This is a genomic window from Psychrobacter sp. UBA6291 (assembly GCF_002439405.1).
In the GTDB taxonomy this organism is placed as follows: domain Bacteria; phylum Pseudomonadota; class Gammaproteobacteria; order Pseudomonadales; family Moraxellaceae; genus Psychrobacter; species Psychrobacter faecalis.
Map to the genome: position 1 here is coordinate 71815 of NZ_DJUD01000057.1, position 17462 is coordinate 89276.

General features: G+C 44.5%; 14 protein-coding genes. 4 read left to right on the top strand and 10 right to left on the bottom strand.

Annotation, left to right across the window (positions count from 1 at the left end):
* Positions 1 to 181 precede the first annotated feature (181 nt).
* The 5 genes from gshB to B3R91_RS09890 form a co-directional block, all read right to left on the bottom strand.
* A complete protein-coding gene (gshB, locus tag B3R91_RS09870; protein ID WP_286797450.1) occupies positions 182 to 1153 on the bottom strand; it encodes a glutathione synthase in 972 nt (323 codons plus the stop codon).
* 134 nt (positions 1154 to 1287) lie between these two features.
* Entirely contained in the window at positions 1288 to 2019 is a 732-nt protein-coding gene (gene pyrE / locus B3R91_RS09875; RefSeq protein WP_068403780.1) for an orotate phosphoribosyltransferase, read from the bottom strand.
* Positions 2020 to 2095: 76 nt separating this feature from the next.
* Positions 2096 to 3085, bottom strand: a complete 990-nt coding sequence (locus B3R91_RS09880; protein ID WP_286797451.1) for a hypothetical protein — start codon at positions 3083 to 3085, stop codon at positions 2096 to 2098.
* Positions 3086 to 3146: 61 nt separating this feature from the next.
* Complete coding sequence (locus tag B3R91_RS09885) at positions 3147 to 4004, bottom strand: SDR family oxidoreductase (protein WP_286797452.1); 858 nt, start codon at positions 4002 to 4004, stop codon at positions 3147 to 3149.
* A gap of 81 nt (positions 4005 to 4085) precedes the next feature.
* Entirely contained in the window at positions 4086 to 6356 is a 2271-nt protein-coding gene (locus tag B3R91_RS09890; RefSeq protein ID WP_286797453.1) for a DUF4105 domain-containing protein, read from the bottom strand.
* Positions 6357 to 6693: 337 nt separating this feature from the next.
* On the opposite strand from B3R91_RS09890, the gene ampD reads away from it, so the two are divergent.
* The 3 genes from ampD (at position 6694) to B3R91_RS09905 (ending at position 9804) form a co-directional block, all read left to right on the top strand.
* On the top strand, positions 6694 to 7308 hold the full coding sequence (gene ampD, locus B3R91_RS09895; RefSeq protein ID WP_286797454.1) for a 1,6-anhydro-N-acetylmuramyl-L-alanine amidase AmpD: 615 nt from the start codon (positions 6694 to 6696) through the stop codon (positions 7306 to 7308).
* 154 nt (positions 7309 to 7462) lie between these two features.
* Positions 7463 to 9013, top strand: coding sequence for a murein biosynthesis integral membrane protein MurJ (gene murJ, locus B3R91_RS09900; RefSeq protein WP_068403772.1), 1551 nt, complete (start codon positions 7463 to 7465; stop codon positions 9011 to 9013).
* 143 nt (positions 9014 to 9156) lie between these two features.
* Positions 9157 to 9804, top strand: coding sequence for a hypothetical protein (locus tag B3R91_RS09905; RefSeq protein ID WP_286797455.1), 648 nt, complete (start codon positions 9157 to 9159; stop codon positions 9802 to 9804).
* Positions 9805 to 9885: 81 nt separating this feature from the next.
* On the opposite strand, the gene B3R91_RS09910 is transcribed toward B3R91_RS09905, so the two are convergent.
* Positions 9886 to 10521, bottom strand: coding sequence for a GNAT family N-acetyltransferase (locus B3R91_RS09910; protein WP_286797456.1), 636 nt, complete (start codon positions 10519 to 10521; stop codon positions 9886 to 9888).
* 226 nt (positions 10522 to 10747) lie between these two features.
* On the opposite strand from B3R91_RS09910, the gene ribF reads away from it, so the two are divergent.
* Complete coding sequence (ribF, locus tag B3R91_RS09915) at positions 10748 to 11788, top strand: riboflavin biosynthesis protein RibF (protein ID WP_414707549.1); 1041 nt, start codon at positions 10748 to 10750, stop codon at positions 11786 to 11788.
* Positions 11789 to 11886: 98 nt separating this feature from the next.
* On the opposite strand, the gene B3R91_RS09920 is transcribed toward ribF, so the two are convergent.
* The 4 genes from B3R91_RS09920 to B3R91_RS09935 form a co-directional block, all read right to left on the bottom strand.
* Entirely contained in the window at positions 11887 to 12126 is a 240-nt protein-coding gene (locus B3R91_RS09920; RefSeq protein ID WP_191690988.1) for a DUF2789 family protein, read from the bottom strand.
* A 209-nt stretch (positions 12127 to 12335) separates the two neighbouring features.
* Positions 12336 to 13319 (bottom strand): malate dehydrogenase, encoded by a 984-nt coding sequence (locus B3R91_RS09925; RefSeq protein WP_286797498.1) that lies wholly within the window; start codon positions 13317 to 13319, stop codon positions 12336 to 12338.
* 464 nt (positions 13320 to 13783) lie between these two features.
* Positions 13784 to 14482, bottom strand: a complete 699-nt coding sequence (locus B3R91_RS09930) for a hypothetical protein (protein ID WP_286797457.1) — start codon at positions 14480 to 14482, stop codon at positions 13784 to 13786.
* A gap of 388 nt (positions 14483 to 14870) precedes the next feature.
* Complete coding sequence (locus B3R91_RS09935) at positions 14871 to 17102, bottom strand: lytic transglycosylase domain-containing protein (RefSeq protein WP_286797458.1); 2232 nt, start codon at positions 17100 to 17102, stop codon at positions 14871 to 14873.
* Between the last annotated feature and the right edge of the window lie 360 nt (positions 17103 to 17462).

Genomic DNA, 17462 nt, shown 5'->3' on the forward strand with positions numbered 1-17462 from the left:
TCATGATTTTTTATCACTTTTTAAAAGTGCTATTAAGAGATACGGTCTATCGTTATAGCTTAGCACACTGTTTTTTAAGTATTGTGCACATAGCTTAGTGATAAATTACTCTATCCTTACGGCGTTGCCTAAACTTATCGTTTAAAGGCTTTATTTAGACCAATACTTTAGAATAAATAGCTTAAACAGCCAGTTTTTTCTCGATAGCGATTATAAAGTCAGTTGCAATGTCAGTACCGCATTGGTCATCAATCTCACGCACACAGGTTGGACTGGTAACGTTAATTTCAGTGATACGGCCACCGATTAAGTCTAAACCAACGAACATTAGCCCTTTTTCTTTGACAATCGGCGCCACTACCTCTGCCACTTGGCGCTCGATATCGGTGAGCGGCATCGCAACCCCACTACCACCGGCGGCAAGATTTCCGCGCGTTTCACCTTTTACCGGGATACGCGCCAAGCTATAATCGACCACTTCGCCATCGACGATTAACACACGCTTATCGCCTTGCTTAATCTCTGGCAAATAACGCTGCGCCATAATAGGTAGCGTCTCAAGCTCGGTTAAAATCTCCAGCGTCACGCCGATATTTGGACTATCAGCGGTCAAACGAAAAATGCCCGTACCGCCCATACCATCTAAAGGCTTGACGATAACGTCTTGCTGCTCAGTAATAAATTTGCGAATATGCGCCTGTTTACTGGTCACAATCGTTGGACTCATATAATCGCTAAACCAAGTCGCAAAGAGCTTTTCATTACAATCACGAATCGCTTGTGGGTCATTAACTACTAGCGCGCCTGCTGCTTTAGCATGATCAAGCATATAAGTGGCATAAATAAAACGCATATCAAACGGCGGATCTTTACGCATCAAAATCACATCATAGTCGCTGACTGGCGCTGTCGCTTTATCCCCTAACGCATAAAAGTCATCGGGGTCACGCTTAACTGTCACCGGCTGGCTATCGACCATCAATTGCCCACGATCTAGCCATAAATCATGAATCTGACAGTAGCCAAGGCTGTGCCCGCGGTCTTGCGCTGACCACATCATCGCCAGCGTGGTGTCTTTTTTATAATTGACCAGCTCAATTGGATCCATAATGACCAGTATTTTTAACGATTTTTTTTGTTGTTCTTGGCTCATGATAAGGCTCACTTTCGTTATAGTATTAATTATTTAAGCAAACATCTCAAAGACATTGAGGACATAGCGTATGGCTCAAATGTCACTTAAACTTTATTTAAACATGACCTGAGTGCAGCCACATTTGCGATAAATCATACGCCGTACTGGGCGCGGTAATGCTGCATTTTTGCAAGCTGGGCAGCATCTTTATCGGTGCTACTTCCTGCTAAGTAGCTGATTAAATCGTCAATATCGACCAAGGCGCGTACCGGCACGTCTAGGGTTTCAGCCAACTCTTGAATAGCAGAGCGCTCCGCCAAACCTTTTTCTTTACGGTCAAGCGCAACGATAATACCAGCCACCCTGGCGCCCGCTTGCTCCAAAATCTCAACCACTTCGCGCATTGCCGTACCAGCGGTAATCACATCATCAAGCACCCAGACGGCCTTGCCACTGACATCAGCGCCGACTAAATTACCACCTTCGCCATGAGTTTTGGCTTCTTTACGGTTATAGCCCCATTTGGCATTGATGCCATGGTGTAGCCATAACGCTTGTGCGGTTGCGGCGACAAAGGGAATGCCTTTATAAGCCGCTCCAAAAATGACCAGCTCTTGCTCATTTGTACCATTATCACTAGCTGCCATTTGTTCAGCCATCTTTTCCGCTAAGGCATCGGCATAACCACGGGCTAATAACGATAACATCTCACCTGACGCCAGCAAACCTGCATTAAAAAAGTATGGACTAATACGTCCAGACTTAAGCACAAACTCGCCAAATTTTAAGACCTGATTGTCTAAAGCCAATTGGATAAATTGATGCGATGAAAATGAGGCGTTTTGTGCATGTTGAGCGTTATTAAGCGTGGCGGCATTCAGCATAGGGTCTTCCTATCAGCAAAGAAAAATGAAAATTGAACAATCAAAAAGTTGTGCAAGGCATTATAGTCGCGTCGGCTTAACTTGACCAACCGTTGATATCATAATCTTGCATATTCGCATAACGCGTCAATAATCCGCAGCGCGATGAGATAGTAAAGTAGCATTGCCCATCGTGACTGACTTGTATGTCCCAGCCTAAATGATAGGCAGCAACGATAATATGCCCCGTAAATAAGCGCACTTGACGATAAGCATCGCGCTGTGCGGGCTCAAACACTATTTGACTAAGCAAATAACTACGCAGATGCTGACAAATTTGCGCCGCGCTGTAGCTGTGATTGATGGTTTTGCGCGTACCGCATTGCTTTAAAGCATGGACGGCGACGCTACAAGCCATAATATCGGTCGCCAAACTGCCCGCGCCGCTGTCAAATTGCTGCGGCTGCAATACCACTTGCCAATCGTCAGCATAGACGCTATTAAACAGCTCATCAGGATTATAACGTCTGGTCAACGCTCGTAGGGATTCTGTCTTTAAAGGCTTATTAATATTATTATCAGTATTTATGCTATCGACTCTTGCAAACCCATAACGTGTCAGCTTTGGGTATGCCTGTAGCGCGCGCTGAATATCTGCCATATCAAGCAACGTCATATCAGTCAATGGCGATAATAACGGCTGATCGCTATGATTGTGATAAAAACTCTCGGGCAGCTCAATCAGCTTTGCCGCACTGAGCAGTGATAAATGCTCGGCCAATGCTTCTGAAGCCACTAGCGCCCATTTCGATAAGCTGTCCGTCTTGGGCTGATAAAAACGGGTCGAACGGCCATATAAGCGGCGCAGCTGACCATTTAAGCGCCGCGCAGGCTCTGGAATATCAGTCAATGGCCGAGCAGGATCAATTGGCAAACGCTTAGGATCAAAATTAGGATGGACAATCGCCGGCTGCTGACTATTTGCTAAATGAGCGGACTGCTCAGCATGACCTTCTGCAAACTGCTCCTCTGCTGCCATAAAATCAGCACTGGATAAACCATCGTCAGAAGTAGAATGCTGGGTCATAGATGTTCCCTAGGCTTACCAATTTAAAAGATGTAAAAATAAAAACAATCGAACAGTCATTTTACTTTTGATGTTGTTTTTGCTCTTGATGCTGCAAAATATCTCGATAACCTGCTTGCCAATCAGGATAGTCCAGCCAAGCTAAGGGAATGTTGCTATGCAAGCGCTTCCCCGTAACCGCTGTTTTATTGTCATCAATAGCAGGTGGCTCTGTATCTATTTGCTCACTTAACCAAGTGCTCAGCTCAAAAGTGGTGACTGGTGCATAATCAGTGGCGATATAAAGTGGTTTTGGCGTGCCTATGGTCATGACATTGGCAATAATAGTAACCAAATCACGATCCATAATGCGATTGCTCCAGTGCTCGGCGGCGACTGGCTCTTTTTGTTTTTCCTGGGCTTTACGCAGCCGCATCAGGCGCTCGCGACCATAAATACCACTTGGGCGAATGATAATCGCCCTATTACCAAAACCTTGTTGCAATACTTGTTCCGCTTGTAATATCACTTGCGAAGCTTCACGCTCTGGCGTTACAGGGGCTATGTTTTCATCAATCCATACGCCATTATCCTGCCCATAGACACCCGTTGATGAGATAAAAACAACGCGCGTAAGGTTGGTTAGTTTATCCGCCAATGTTGCCAGATCCTGAGTGATGGCCAAATAACTGTCATGATAACCGCTGGTCGAATACTCATCAGGGGTGACGATAATTGCTATCGAAGTAAAGTCTTGCAGCTGCTCAGCGCTGAGCGTTAACGCATCGGCTTGCAAAAACTTAGCGTTAGCATCTAAAGCATAATGATGACGCTCACGACGTGCCAGCCCCGTGACGTTAAAACCGTCTTGAGCGAGCTTATTGGTGACTGGTAAGCCGATATCACCTTGACCAATAATCAGTAAATTTTGCGTACTCATCATTTATCCTTTGTTCGATAACTACTTGTGACGACTGTCTATTAAAACCTTTATTAATAAAAGGGTTTTTCATAAAAGATACTAAAAATAGCGTCTATACGACAGCTGTATGTCTTCTTTGGCATCGATACGATCTTGCCATTCGTAGTTGGCATTGATACGTAACGCTTGTTTTTTATCAATATCGTACTGTAGCCCTAATGTCGATATCGGCTGCCAATAATGACCACGGGCATTAGACTCATCGCTGCTGCCATGATACCAATATGGCAGTTGCAATTCAGCCTGCGCACGTAACTGATTGTTAATCTGATAACGGCAACCAACATTGACGCCTGCGCCGACACGATAGCCTTTATTAATACCGCGGCCTGCTTGCGCCGTACCTCCTAAGAACGTATAGCATAGCTGCGGCGGCATCTCGCCTGTGCCCGCGCTAGGGGTGCCAAAGGCCCACGACCAACCCGTTTCATAGCCTAAACTGCCGACTAAATGATCATTACCATCCTGCTGTGAGCCGTCATTTACGCGTGTCGCTTCGATACTTGCGCCCCAGGTTTTACCTTTTTTGGCAGAATTGACTGGATTGAACGAGCGCCCGCGCACCAAAGTCACATTTTGCAAGACCACACTACTTGGCTGATTGGCTTTATCATTATCGCTGTCATATAGTCGCAAGGTTGCAGCCGCGCCTTCTAAATCAAAGAACTGCGGGAAACCTGACGGTCGATCGAGGGTATCGTGATAGCCCGCACGCAGACCCAAATCTATATAGTTATTCTCTCCGCGCTGCCCTAGCCCGATAAATCCCAGTTGCAAGGGATGTCTGTCTATCGGATTGTTATCAGCTACTGCAATACGGCGTGGTAATAACGTTTGTCCGTCAGCGGCTATACTAGAAATAGGATTTAACTGAGCAGATTTAATCTCATTCAGCGTCTGCTTAGCGCTATTATGATAGCCCAATTGCGCACGCTGCTCTTTAACCTTATTTAACTGCGCTTGGCGTAAGGTGCTATCGGCGGGCGTATAGTTGGTGCTGGCAAGTAGATTTTCGCTATCGAGCAATTGCACCACATCTGAGGGAATCACCGCATAAGGCAGGCGGCTTAATAAATGCTGCTGCGGGCGTACCACGTCAATCAAGCGTAAAATCTCAGACGCACAGTTATCGGTAGTAAAGTAATACGGTAACTTCAAATCCTTGGTCTCCCAAACATGTAGCATAATCTGCTGCACTTCCACTGGGGTCAAAGCCAATTGATAGGTCCACGCATCGCGCTCATCTTCTTGCAGATATTTCGCCAGCTTCTTCGGATATGGGTCAATTTCAATCAGATTATCGTAGCCACCGCTCATCGATTTGATGGCATAGACCAAAAAGTTATCGCTTGAGTCGCCACCTACCGTATAATTTAGCGCCACTGCATGATGAATCTGACTTGGATCGGCAACGCTGGCTTTAGAGTCAATACGCAATAATGTATGAGCAAAAGCTGAAATAGGATTGTCTAAATACTCTTGCGCAAACATAATAGACAGCTGCTCGGGCGCCAGCTTTTGCATCCAGTCATTCAGCTCTGGACAGTCGGTTTGCAAGCCGCTTTTGTCGATATTGAGTGTATCAGTCAGCCATTGGACGCGCGCTGGGAAACGGCACATTACTGAATTTTGTCCTAAATTTTCAGTCGCACGATTGGATGTATTATTATTAGCAGTGCCGTTATCCGAAGTCGTAGCCATTTCGTCAGCAAGCACAACCAGCAAGGCATCAAGCTCGGCCGCTGAATCATGCTGTCCATTTTTGCTTAAGTAAAATGCAGCATCATCAACGATACTGCTGTCTTTTTTCTTGCCGATTAAATTCTTTTGATCATCAAAGAAATATAACAATCGTCGCCATGTCGTATGCTGAGCGAGATTTTTTGCTTTTGCTTGCGTGCGCCATGAGGCTAGTAGCTGCTGTGTATCGGCGTCATTAATATTTTTAGTATTGGATGCAGAAGAAGCTAATTCTATATTTGGGGCGTTACTTGCCTTGATGGTATTATTTGATTCGGCATTTACTTTCACAACAACATTTGTGCCAGCAACAACAGGCTTAGCGCTGGTTGTTAATATTGGCTCAGCATTTTGTGATTTAGTGACCAAGTTGCCATCAATAGCTTCATTGGCATCCAGCGCCAACTCCCCTGTCATCACAAGTGCTGCAGGCGTTGGCAAAAACGCCTGTGCTTGCGCGGACAGTAGCAGTCCAGCTATGGTAAGCGGCAAACGTGCTCGTCTGCCAATGTTTGTTAGCGTGTTCGTTGGCGTACAATCTAGCGCCAAAAGGTTTGAATATATGGACATGAGTAACATCTCGCACTGTGGGGTCAGACGCGTAACGCGTTAGAATTCTATCGAATTATTAGAGTGATATGATGTATCACTGTCTTAAAACAATTTAAACAACTTTTTTTAAAGGTTATTTTTAGTTAAATGCGCCATTTATTGATAATAAAATATAACTAATAACGCCAATCTCAACTTATCGTAGGCTTTTGATTTTTATAGAATTTAAAATTCTAATTGTTTTAACTGAAATTTTAAAAACTAAGTAAACCAATACCTTAGAAAAACAAGTTGAGAGTGGGGTAACTAATAGTATTTACTGCGCACTTATTATCACATTATAAAAGAGAGTATTATGTCCACAGCATCGCCAATGACTATCCATGCCGGTCGGTTATCCGCTGCGACTTGGCTTGCCTCGCCCAACTTTAATAAACGTCCTGAAAATATCGCGATTGATGCTATTGTCATTCACAATATCAGCTTGCCGCCCAATGAGTTTGGCGCTTGCGATACTGACGGTCTGCATTACGTCAAAGCCTTGTTTACCAATCAATTAGACTGGGAGGCGCATCCATACTTTCAGACTATTAAAGGTGCAGAAGTCTCAGCACATTTATTTATAGAGCGTGATGGCGCGATTACCCAGTTTGTCGATTTTAACGAACGCGCGTGGCACGCTGGGCGCTCCAGCTACTTGGGTCGCCCTGAATGTAATGATTATAGCATTGGCATTGAGCTTGAAGGTTCAGATTTTGTGTCCTTTAGCGCGGCTCAATACGAAACGCTTGCCAAAGTTATCGTCGCTATCTATGACGCTTATCCAAAAACTCGTAGGCATCTTACTGGTCATAGTGATATCGCGCCCGGTCGCAAAACTGACCCCGGTGATTATTTTGAATGGACAAAGTTGCGAGAGATGGTTACCCGCCATATTGCAAGTCAGTCATCACTTTACAACCAAGATTGAGTAAACACTCTTATTAAAATTTCTGTAAATGACAGGTTTTATTCTTTATTGGATCCATTTATCAGGACAATGAAAGTGCTATAATCCGTCAGTTTTTCAACAATGCTGCATTAGCAAACAACCATCAGCAAACAAATTAGCAAAATAGGTTCTCATGGCAAAAAGTCGGTTATTTCGTTCAACCATGGTGGTCAGTAGTATGACCATGCTGTCGCGTATCTTAGGTTTGGTGCGTGATGTCGTTTTGTTAGGCGTCTTTGGCGCCGGTGGTCTAATGGACGCCTTTTTGGTCGCCTTTAAGATACCCAACTTTTTACGCCGCCTATTTGCCGAAGGCGCCTTTAGCCAAGCGTTTGTTCCTGTGCTGTCTGAATATAAAGAAAAATACAGCCTAGAGCAGGTTCAGATTTTAGTCAGTCGCACGTCAGGCGCACTGCTGCTGGTTTTATCCATGCTAACGGTCGTGGTGATTTTAATCGCCCCTTGGGTGGTGACCTTATTTGCCCCAGGCTTTGCTGATCAACCCGATAAATTTGCTATCACTGCTGAACTGCTACGCTTAACTTTCCCTTATTTATTGTTTATTTCTATGACCGCTTTTGCCAGCGGTATTTTACAAAGTTACGGACGTTTTGCCGCGCCCGCCTTTGCGCCTGTTTTGCTAAATCTATGTATGATTGGTGGTGCTCTAGTGTTTGCGCCGATGTTTGATGTGCCTATCATGGCGCTGGGTTATTCTGTCGCTATTGCAGGTTTACTGCAGTTATTAATACAGCTGCCACAGCTCTCGCAACAAAAACTACTGGTCGCCCCAAAAATAGACTTTCAACACGAAGGCGTGCGCCGTATTTTGAAATTGATGCTGCCGGCTATTTTTGGCGTTTCTGTCACCCAGATTAATTTGCTGCTCAACACCGTATTTGCCTCGTTAATGATTGGCGGTTCGGTTTCTTGGCTTTATGCTGCTGAGCGTATGAGCGAGTTGCCACTTGGCTTAATTGGGGTGGCAATCGGTACGGTTATTTTACCAAGTCTATCGAAAAGTGAAGCGCAAAAAGACGACGTCAGCTTCAAAAAGACCATCGACTGGGCAGCGCGCTTAATTATTTTGGTCGGCGTACCGGCATCGGCAGCACTGTTTATACTCTCTGACGTACTCATGCAAGCGCTGTTTTTACGTGGCGAATTTACCCTACGCGATGCACAAATGAGCTCACTGGCGCTAAAAAGCATGGCAGGCGGCATCTTAGGTTTTATGTTAATTAAAATCTTCGCGCCCGCCTTTTTTGCCCGTCAAGACACCAGAACGCCAGTCAGAATCGGTATTATCTCCGTCTTTGCCAATATGATTTTTAGTGTGATTTTTATCGGTATCTTTTATTTCTTAGATATGCCGCTACATGGTGGTTTGGCATTGGCAACGACGGGTGCGGCATTTGTGAACGCAGGCTTGTTATATTACTTCTTGCATAAGCGCGAGATTTTCCGCTTTGGCAGTCATTGGAAAAAGCTGTTTGGCCAGTTTGGGCTTTCTACCGCCTCTATGGTTGCGGTGCTTTATGTCATGCTGCCCTATTTCCCAACCAATGATGCGCAGTGGAAACGTATCGTTGCGCTGCTGATTATGTGCGTCGTTGGTGCGGTGGTTTATGGCGTCGTGCTACTAGCAACAGGTTTCCGTCCGCGCCAGCTAAAGCATGGTTAAGCACTTATTATTAAGCACTCATTGTTAAGCACTGAACAACGCTTTAACTTACCAAACCAAAACAAGCTAGGTATGAGAATTGACAGTGAATGCGGCTGATAGTTGCCATAATTACTACTAAATACATAATTTTGGGGACTAACATGACGAACAAATCATCAGCTTCACAGACAGCTTTATCAACAACCTTGTCACGTTTACCAAGCATATTGACTGTTGGCATCCTGTCTACTGGACTACTTTTAAGTGGTTGTAGCAATAATGATAAGGGTGACACTGAGACTGCTGTCAATAATAATGAAGACACTACAGCAATCGCTGAAACATCTGATGACACTGTGACTGATGAAGCAAAATCAGTGGGTACAGATAATATGAGTGAAGATGCGCAAGTAACAGATAGCACTCAAGATAAAACCATCATCACGAGTGATAATATCAATCCAGTGACTGCTGATAGTAAGCAAAAAAGCTTGGTGACCAATCCAACTCAAAATGGCACGCCAGAAGATACGGTTAAAAAAGCATTAGACAGTTTGTATTATGGCGACGCCAAACAAGCTGCAACGTATTATAAAGTCGACATGGCAAACTTTGAGGAAGAGCTTGCCAAAACGCAATCCGCGTTTCAGCAAACGGTTGATGGGGTGACTTTTACTGATACTAAATACAACGATGATAAAACCCGTGCCACCATCATAGGTGAGATTATGTTAAGAGGTCAAAGCGAGCCTGCGCCATTGACTTATGAGCTACAAAAAATCGACGGCAAATGGAAGATTTTAGGATAAGGTATCTGACTGCTATTCTCTAAATTTTCTTCATTTGGCGTTATTACTGGTCATTACTATTTTTATTAATCATCGCTATCTTCATTGATCATTACTATCGGCAATGACCGCTTTACCAAGCATCACGACATCGGCAATAAAACCCTCCATATCACAAACCTTTGGCATATAGCCCCATTGCTCAAAGCCAAGTTTACGGAACAATCCTAAGCTTGGCTGATTATGGGCAAAGATAAGCGCAACCACGTTATGGATACCTAAGCTCGGCGCTTGCATCAGCATCCAGCGTGTCAACAAGCTGCCCAATTTTTGACCATGATACTCTTGATGTAAGTAGATACTAATCTCCGTACTGATATGATAAGCGGGCCGTGTATACAAATCGCTAAAGCTACCCCAAGCGACGATTGGCAAAACCATTTTTTCGACACTCATATCTGCATCTTCAAGCACAGCTCTAACAATATAAATCGGCCGCGTGGCACTATTTAGATGTTCATCAAACCAATCTTGACGCTCTGCGCAAGTCACGGGTGTGAGATTTGCGGTTGCTTGCTTGCCGGCGATACTTTGGTTATAAATGGTTAAAATTGCGGGTAAGTCGTCTTGACTGGCGAGCTGTACTATAAAGCGCTCGTTAAGTTTATAGACGGCTGATGTAGGCTGTATAGAGTCATAGCCATTATCATAATCAGTCGTAGAGACAGCAGCAGGCATAGCGTTTCCATCATGAATATTCATAGATAATAATAAAAATAGGGATAAGTGATAAGTAGACGTTTAGCTGTTAGCATGGTTGTTTGATTAACAACAGACTATAGGATGTTAGTAGGGCTATTTTACTTTATAATGGCTGCTTTTAAACACATCTGTTTTAAAAGTTTGTTTTAATCGCGGTGTGTTTTTCATTTTTTATTGGTCTTATCTATCATAGCTGACATTTATGAACACCTATTTTCTTGAGCAACTGATGGCGTTGCCAAACGCTTTACCGGCCAATAGCAGCCCAGTAGCGTTACCGCCCTGCGTGCTGACTATCGGTAACTTTGATGGCGTACATTTAGGTCATCAAGCGATGCTGTCGCAAGTGCGTGAGCTTGCCAAAGCGCAAAATCTTGGCTCGGCTGTCATGATATTTGAGCCGCAACCGCGTGAGTTCTTTGCGCCAGCGACCGCGCCTGCTCGCCTCACCAATCTTACCGAAAAGCAAGCTTTGCTGGCAGAATACGGCGTCGAGACGCTAATTGTCGCCAGCTTCGATAGCGATTTTCGCTCGCTATCAGCGCAGGCATTCGCCGATATTTTGGCACTGCGCTTAAACGTCCAAGCTTTGGTATTGGGTGATGACTTTAAATTTGGTCATGACCGTACTGGTGACAGTCAGTTTCTACGCGATTATGGCTTAGAGGTGACCAATCTGCACACCGTTATCGACGATAAAGGTAAAGGCGCGCGCATTAGCTCGACGCGTATCCGAGACTTATTGATGGCTGGCGATATTGACGCAGCCAATGCCCTCTTGGGACGCGACTATGCAATGACAGGCGTTGTCGTTGGTGGTGATAAAATCGGTCGTACCATGGACTTCCCTACTGCAAACGTTGATTTAAAACGCATTAAACCTGCCTTACATGGTATTTTTGCTGTCGATGTTGTTAGTCTCGATGACAATGGCAATGTCATACCAGATGGTCTAACCGCACTCACTGATAATGAAAATTCAGGAGTGAAAGGTCTACGTCCGCATAGCTTATTTGGTACTGCCAATCTTGGTATCAGACCGTCGGTAGATAAAGAACATGATTGGCGCTTAGAAGTACACTTTCCTAAGCTACAAGCAGACTTATACGGTTTAACATTGCAGGTACGATTTTTGCACTATTTGCATGGTGAGCGCCATTATGAAAGTTTAGAGGCGTTAAAGGCAGGTATTCATAATGACGTGATTGACTTACTTGAATGGCGTGCTCAGCAGTCGAATTAAAATGGTAGTTATGAGCCTATAAAAGCGTAATGTATAAAAAAACCCACAGCGTGAATAACGTTTGTGGGTTTTTATTTAGTCTAATATTTTATTATCTTTTAGGCATCAGGATGCATACGCACGTTTAAATCATCGATAACTTCTACCCATGCGGCGTCTTTATTCCACTCTTCTTGCAAAAAGGCACGCTGATTGTCATTCCATACCGCCGCTTCGATTAACTTCTCTTCTTTTGCCAGTTTATTATTTTCGACAAAACTGTCAATCGCTTCATCCGAGCTATCAAGCCCTAACTGCGCAAAAAGTTCATTCATACTATATTCCGGTTCACCCAACATACCTTTTCTCCTTAAATGATACAGATTTAATTGTGTTTATTGTTTGGATTTACCACTCTATTGTAGCAAGCTTTATTTGAATAGCTGTTAATCAACGTTTAGCTAACGTTAGCAATTGTATTGATGGTTACGCAAGGCACAAAAAAGCCCTCTATCACAGAGGGCTTTTCAGATTAAATTCTATATAACAGCTTGAGTAGATTGCCTACTTATGGAAGCAAGTGTGCTACTGCATCACGCTCTTCGCTAAGCTCTTGCTCAGTTGCGGCCATTTTCTCTTTTGAGAAATCTGATGACACATCAACGCCTTCTACGATAGACCAGTCGCCATTCTTGCAAGTCACTGGGAATGAGTAGATTAAGCCTTCAGCAATACCGTATTCGCCGTTTGAGTAAACGCCCATAGAAACCCAATCGTTCTCATCGCTACCAAGAGCCCACGTACGCATATGCGCGATGGCAGCGTTGGCAGCAGAAGCGGCAGATGACGCACCGCGAGCTTTGATGATAGCAGCGCCGCGTTGTTGTACTTCTGGGATATAGGTGTTTTCGTACCAATCACGGTCAACCAAATCTAACGCTGGTTTACCGTTAACAGTCGCAGCCGTTAGGTCTGGGTACTGAGTTGATGAATGGTTGCCCCAGATAATCATTTTTTTCACGTCATTGACAGTGCTGTCTGTTTTACCAGCCAACTGGGCGATGGCACGGTTGTGGTCTAGGCGCGTCATAGCAGTGAAGTTGCGTGGATCTAGGTCTGGTGCATTGCGCTGAGCAATAAGAGCGTTGGTGTTGGCAGGGTTACCGACCACCAATACTTTTACGTCACGGCTAGCAACATCGTTCAATGCTTTACCTTGCGCTGAGAAAATCGCCGCGTTGGCTTCTAGCAAATCTTTACGTTCCATGCCTGGGCCACGAGGACGCGCGCCAACCAATAGTGCATAGTCGACGTCTTTAAAGGCAACAGTCGCATCATCAGTTTGCACGATGTCTGCCAATAATGGGAATGCACAGTCTTCTAATTCCATGACCACACCCTTTAGGGCGTCAAGAGCTGGCGTGATTTCAAGCAATTGCAAGATAACTGGCTGATCTTTACCTAGCATTTCACCAGATGCAATACGAAATAACATAGCATAGCTGATATTACCAGCGGCACCAGTGACGGCAACACGTAAAGGCTGTTTCATTGACATTGAATACTCCCTAATTATAGATTAGATAATTCACAATTCTAATGGATGGTTGTAATAGATGGTTTTGATTGATGAATATCGTTTGAGATAGCGACCTGCTCGCTGAATATAGCAGTCATAAACCGTTCACTAGTGTAGCACCTCAGCCTATTAACCGTCTAGAGAAAGCGCGAACGCGTTTGCGGACAATACAAATTATATTGTTACATTTTATACAGATAGATAATGAAATTTTTGGCACAACATTAGAGGAGTAAGGCGTTAGAGGAACTTCAAGAAAGGTGCAAAAGAAGTATTAAAAGACGGCGAAAAAGCGTTTTAGATAGAATAATGGCTAATATTTTAGGAGAGTTATAAGAAAAATTGCCTATATTTTTGCCATTTGTACTTCACTGTTTTATTCATTAAAGGTAGAAAGAGGCGTTATTAATGCACAATAACTCAATGTCAAAATAGAATTATTTGCCGCCTGAAATAATAAACTTACTACCGCAGTTGTCGACGATATTGCTACAAGTGCCGAATGAGCTGCCCTCATAACACACGTGCACATCAGTCAATACCATTTGCCGTCGCGTGCCTACCTGACAAATCAAATCAACGCTATTCGCTGACATACCATTATTCAAGCGGGTCATCTGACCGACAAAACGCGATTTTAACACCGTATAGCTGTTGCCTGTATTTAACTCATTCGGTAGTTTTAAGTCGCCGGCATAATTGGTAATTTGGCGAAAATAGCTGCTAGCGCTGAGAGGGCTACAAACGCCATAGCGTTGCCATGCTTGGGTGCGCACCGTGGTATCAGGCATGATACGGTTGACAACTTTTAATTGTAAGGGCGTCAAGCGTGGCTCACTGCCGCGGCCGCAGCGCTCGCCATAGCCCATATCGAGACCTGAAACGGTAAGCGAATAGCCTTCCAAACACTGACGCATACGCGCGCGCGTTGGCTGTAAGCTACATAACGCTGGCGTCATTTCAATCATCAACACCCGCTGACCCGGTTTGCTGGCATTCGCTGCTTGGGCTGGCAGCGTTATTGCACCCTGCAACAATAGTAAAGCGCTTATACCAAGTGCAGCATTACCTTTATTGTCATACTTTGTACGTAACCAATATTTATGAAAATGCTCTGATAGCGCTGTCTTTGACATCGAGCCCACCTTTGTCTGAAGAGTTAATTGACGCTTAGCTTGCGACGATATGGGCAACTTGAAATATTTTTTAATCATAAGAAGTTAGAGCATCTAGCAATGACGAATAGGAGCTTTTAGGATTCATTAATTTCCACAATCCAAACTAAGACACTGATCACATTAGGTCGCTCGAAAGTATTTAGCCTTCTGGGAGTGAGTCCGCAGGCTGGGAGTGAGCCAACAGAAAATTCAGACGGAAACTCAAACAATGGTAGCAAATTGCTTTTTTTAATCTATAGCAGAAACGTAAACATGGATTTGTGAAGCGATTACTGCTGTTAAACTAGCGCCATAAAAAAGCCATTAACAGCGAGCGATTAATGGCTTTTTTAGAAAACAAAGAGAATTAGAAGGCGGCGGGAATGGTTCCCATGCGCTGACTAATAGGCTGACCGCGACCCAGCAAACTGCTATAGATGGTGGCGTTTTCCATTACATGCTTGACGTAATTGCGCGTTTCAGGAAAGGCAATCGACTCGACATATTGGTCGGCCGCAAGTGAGCCATAAACTGGCTGCCAACGTTTGGCATTGTTGGGTCCAGCATTGTAACCCGCTGTGGCCAAAACTGGCTGGCTATTCAATTTACCAAAGATATCGCCCATATACCAGGTGCCATAACGAATATTGGTATCACCACTATTGGCACGGCTGGCGCTATAAGTTTCGCCCAAATTACGTGCGATATATTTAGCGGTATCAGGCATGACTTGCATCAGCCCGCTCGCGCCAACGTTTGAGCGCGCCGACGAGACAAAACGGCTCTCTTGACGCATGATGCCATACGCCCATGCCGGATCGATACCAGCCGATTGACTATGGCGCATGACCGCCGATTGGTGCGGCATCGGATGTGATAGAGCCAAGTTATTTACCGTATCAGTATTATCAATGGCATAAATTGCTCGATCGAGCCAACCGATATCATAGGCTTGACGCGCCGCCGCAATAATCAAATTATTATCGCGATTGTCACGCGCTTTTTTCACTGCCCAGTTCCACTCGCGATTGGCATAAGCGCGGCTAGCATCGGCGTTATATAGAGCAAAGGCCCGTGCAAAGTGCGGGTTTTGCATGACGCGAGCACGGTCGGCGCTACTAACGTTAGGCAAATTACTGCCACCTAAGCGGCTGGCATCAAAACGTTGACCGACTTTATCCTTGGCCATCAAACCATAGTATTCATTGCTTTTCGCAAGATTTTGATACATTTTTTTAGCAGTGTTGCGTTTGTTGGCATCACTTGATTGCTCATAAGCACGCGCCAACCAATATTGCCATTGATTGGTTTTTTGCGTTTCAGCGTCCATTTTTGAGATGGCTTCGACCACATCATCCCAACGACTAAAACGAATCGCCGCCATGGCATAATATTCGGCTTCTTCAAAGCTAAAATCATTATCTAAGCTATTACGGAACCAATCGACCGCTTCCACATTAAAACCATCGTCAGTATTGTGGTTCATACGCTGAACGCCAAGAATGCGATAAGCATAGCGACGGGTGTCATCGTTTAATAACTTCGCTGCGCGCTGATTGTCTTGTTTCACATCAAAATCTAATTGTAGCGCTGCCTCACGGTAGGACTTTTCTGCCAAGCGCCCCATGGCATACAAATACAGATATTGATTCATCTGGCTGTTTGGCTCGCGAGCAAAACGGCTAAAAAATGCTGAGGGATTGAGCTGAATTTCACTTAACGACGAGTAAGGAATCGGTGTACCCAACTTTGATGACAAAGCCATAATATCGCCAGTCTTACCTTTACGCAGCATACGTTTGAGACGCGATACCCTATCTTGATTGCTAATCAGCGCATTATTATTCATCTCTAACGCCAATTGATCACACAGCGCTGGCTGTTTTTTGGTGGTCAGCCAGACATCGGACTTGGCCGCCATCGCGCGCATGCTATCGCCGCCGTTATTAAACCCAAGGGCAACGGCGCACTTTTCACTGTCATCGGCATTGGTAATGAGATTTGCCACTTGGCGTACGGCGGCATAATCATTGGAACCCGCTTTGGTTTCTGCAAAATCGGCAACCAGCTTTTCTGCCATTACCGTCTCTGGATACTGGCGGACAAACTGTGTAACCGTCGCTGGGCTTTGTGAGTTTAGGTCCAAATTCATACGCCAATAAGGCGGATACATGGCAAACAAACCGCCATTCATCTCCTGCTCATAATTATAGAGGGCGTTGACATCACCGCGTTCTGCCGCAATCGCCGCTGCTGTAAATGAGCTTGCGCCACTATCCGCTTGGTAACCGCTGTTTGCTTGATAATTGCTGTTTGGCTGCGAGCTTGGCGCTTTATAGTTATCAGGTTGATAGCTTTGCGGTTGATAGTTGTCCGGTTGGTAGCTACCTTGTTGCGGATAACTATTGACATTACTACTGGTAGTATTACCCCAAGTAAGCTCAGCATAAGCCCCTTGCGACAATACCAGCGCGCCCATCGCCGTTGCCACACTCAGCACACTGGTTTTTAGCATCGTTGTTTTATGGTTTTTAGGCATATGATGTTGATAATGGGTATCTTTATCCTTGATACTTTGAGCAACTTGCGGCTTTGACATACGGATTCTCTTTATAATGGGTCTAAATAATTTGGCTAAATAAACAGTTTAAATCTAAACTTGAAATAGTATTTTTCACCCCACTTAAAACGCTCATTTAAACAATAGTGCGGATATGGTTGTCTGCATCATACTATACTCGTTGCACATTCAACCATCAGCTTTACTTTTCGTTAATAAATTGGATAGCCATGCGTAACACAAAGGTGTTACAGCGCTTTTACTAGGCCTAATTGTGCTAAAAGCCATTATCTGAGTGATGGTAATAGATAAGCAATTGATACTATTATAAATAATCAAATGCCGTCAACAGCGTAAGACCACGCTAACTTTTCACATTGATGCCAGATTATGATAAAA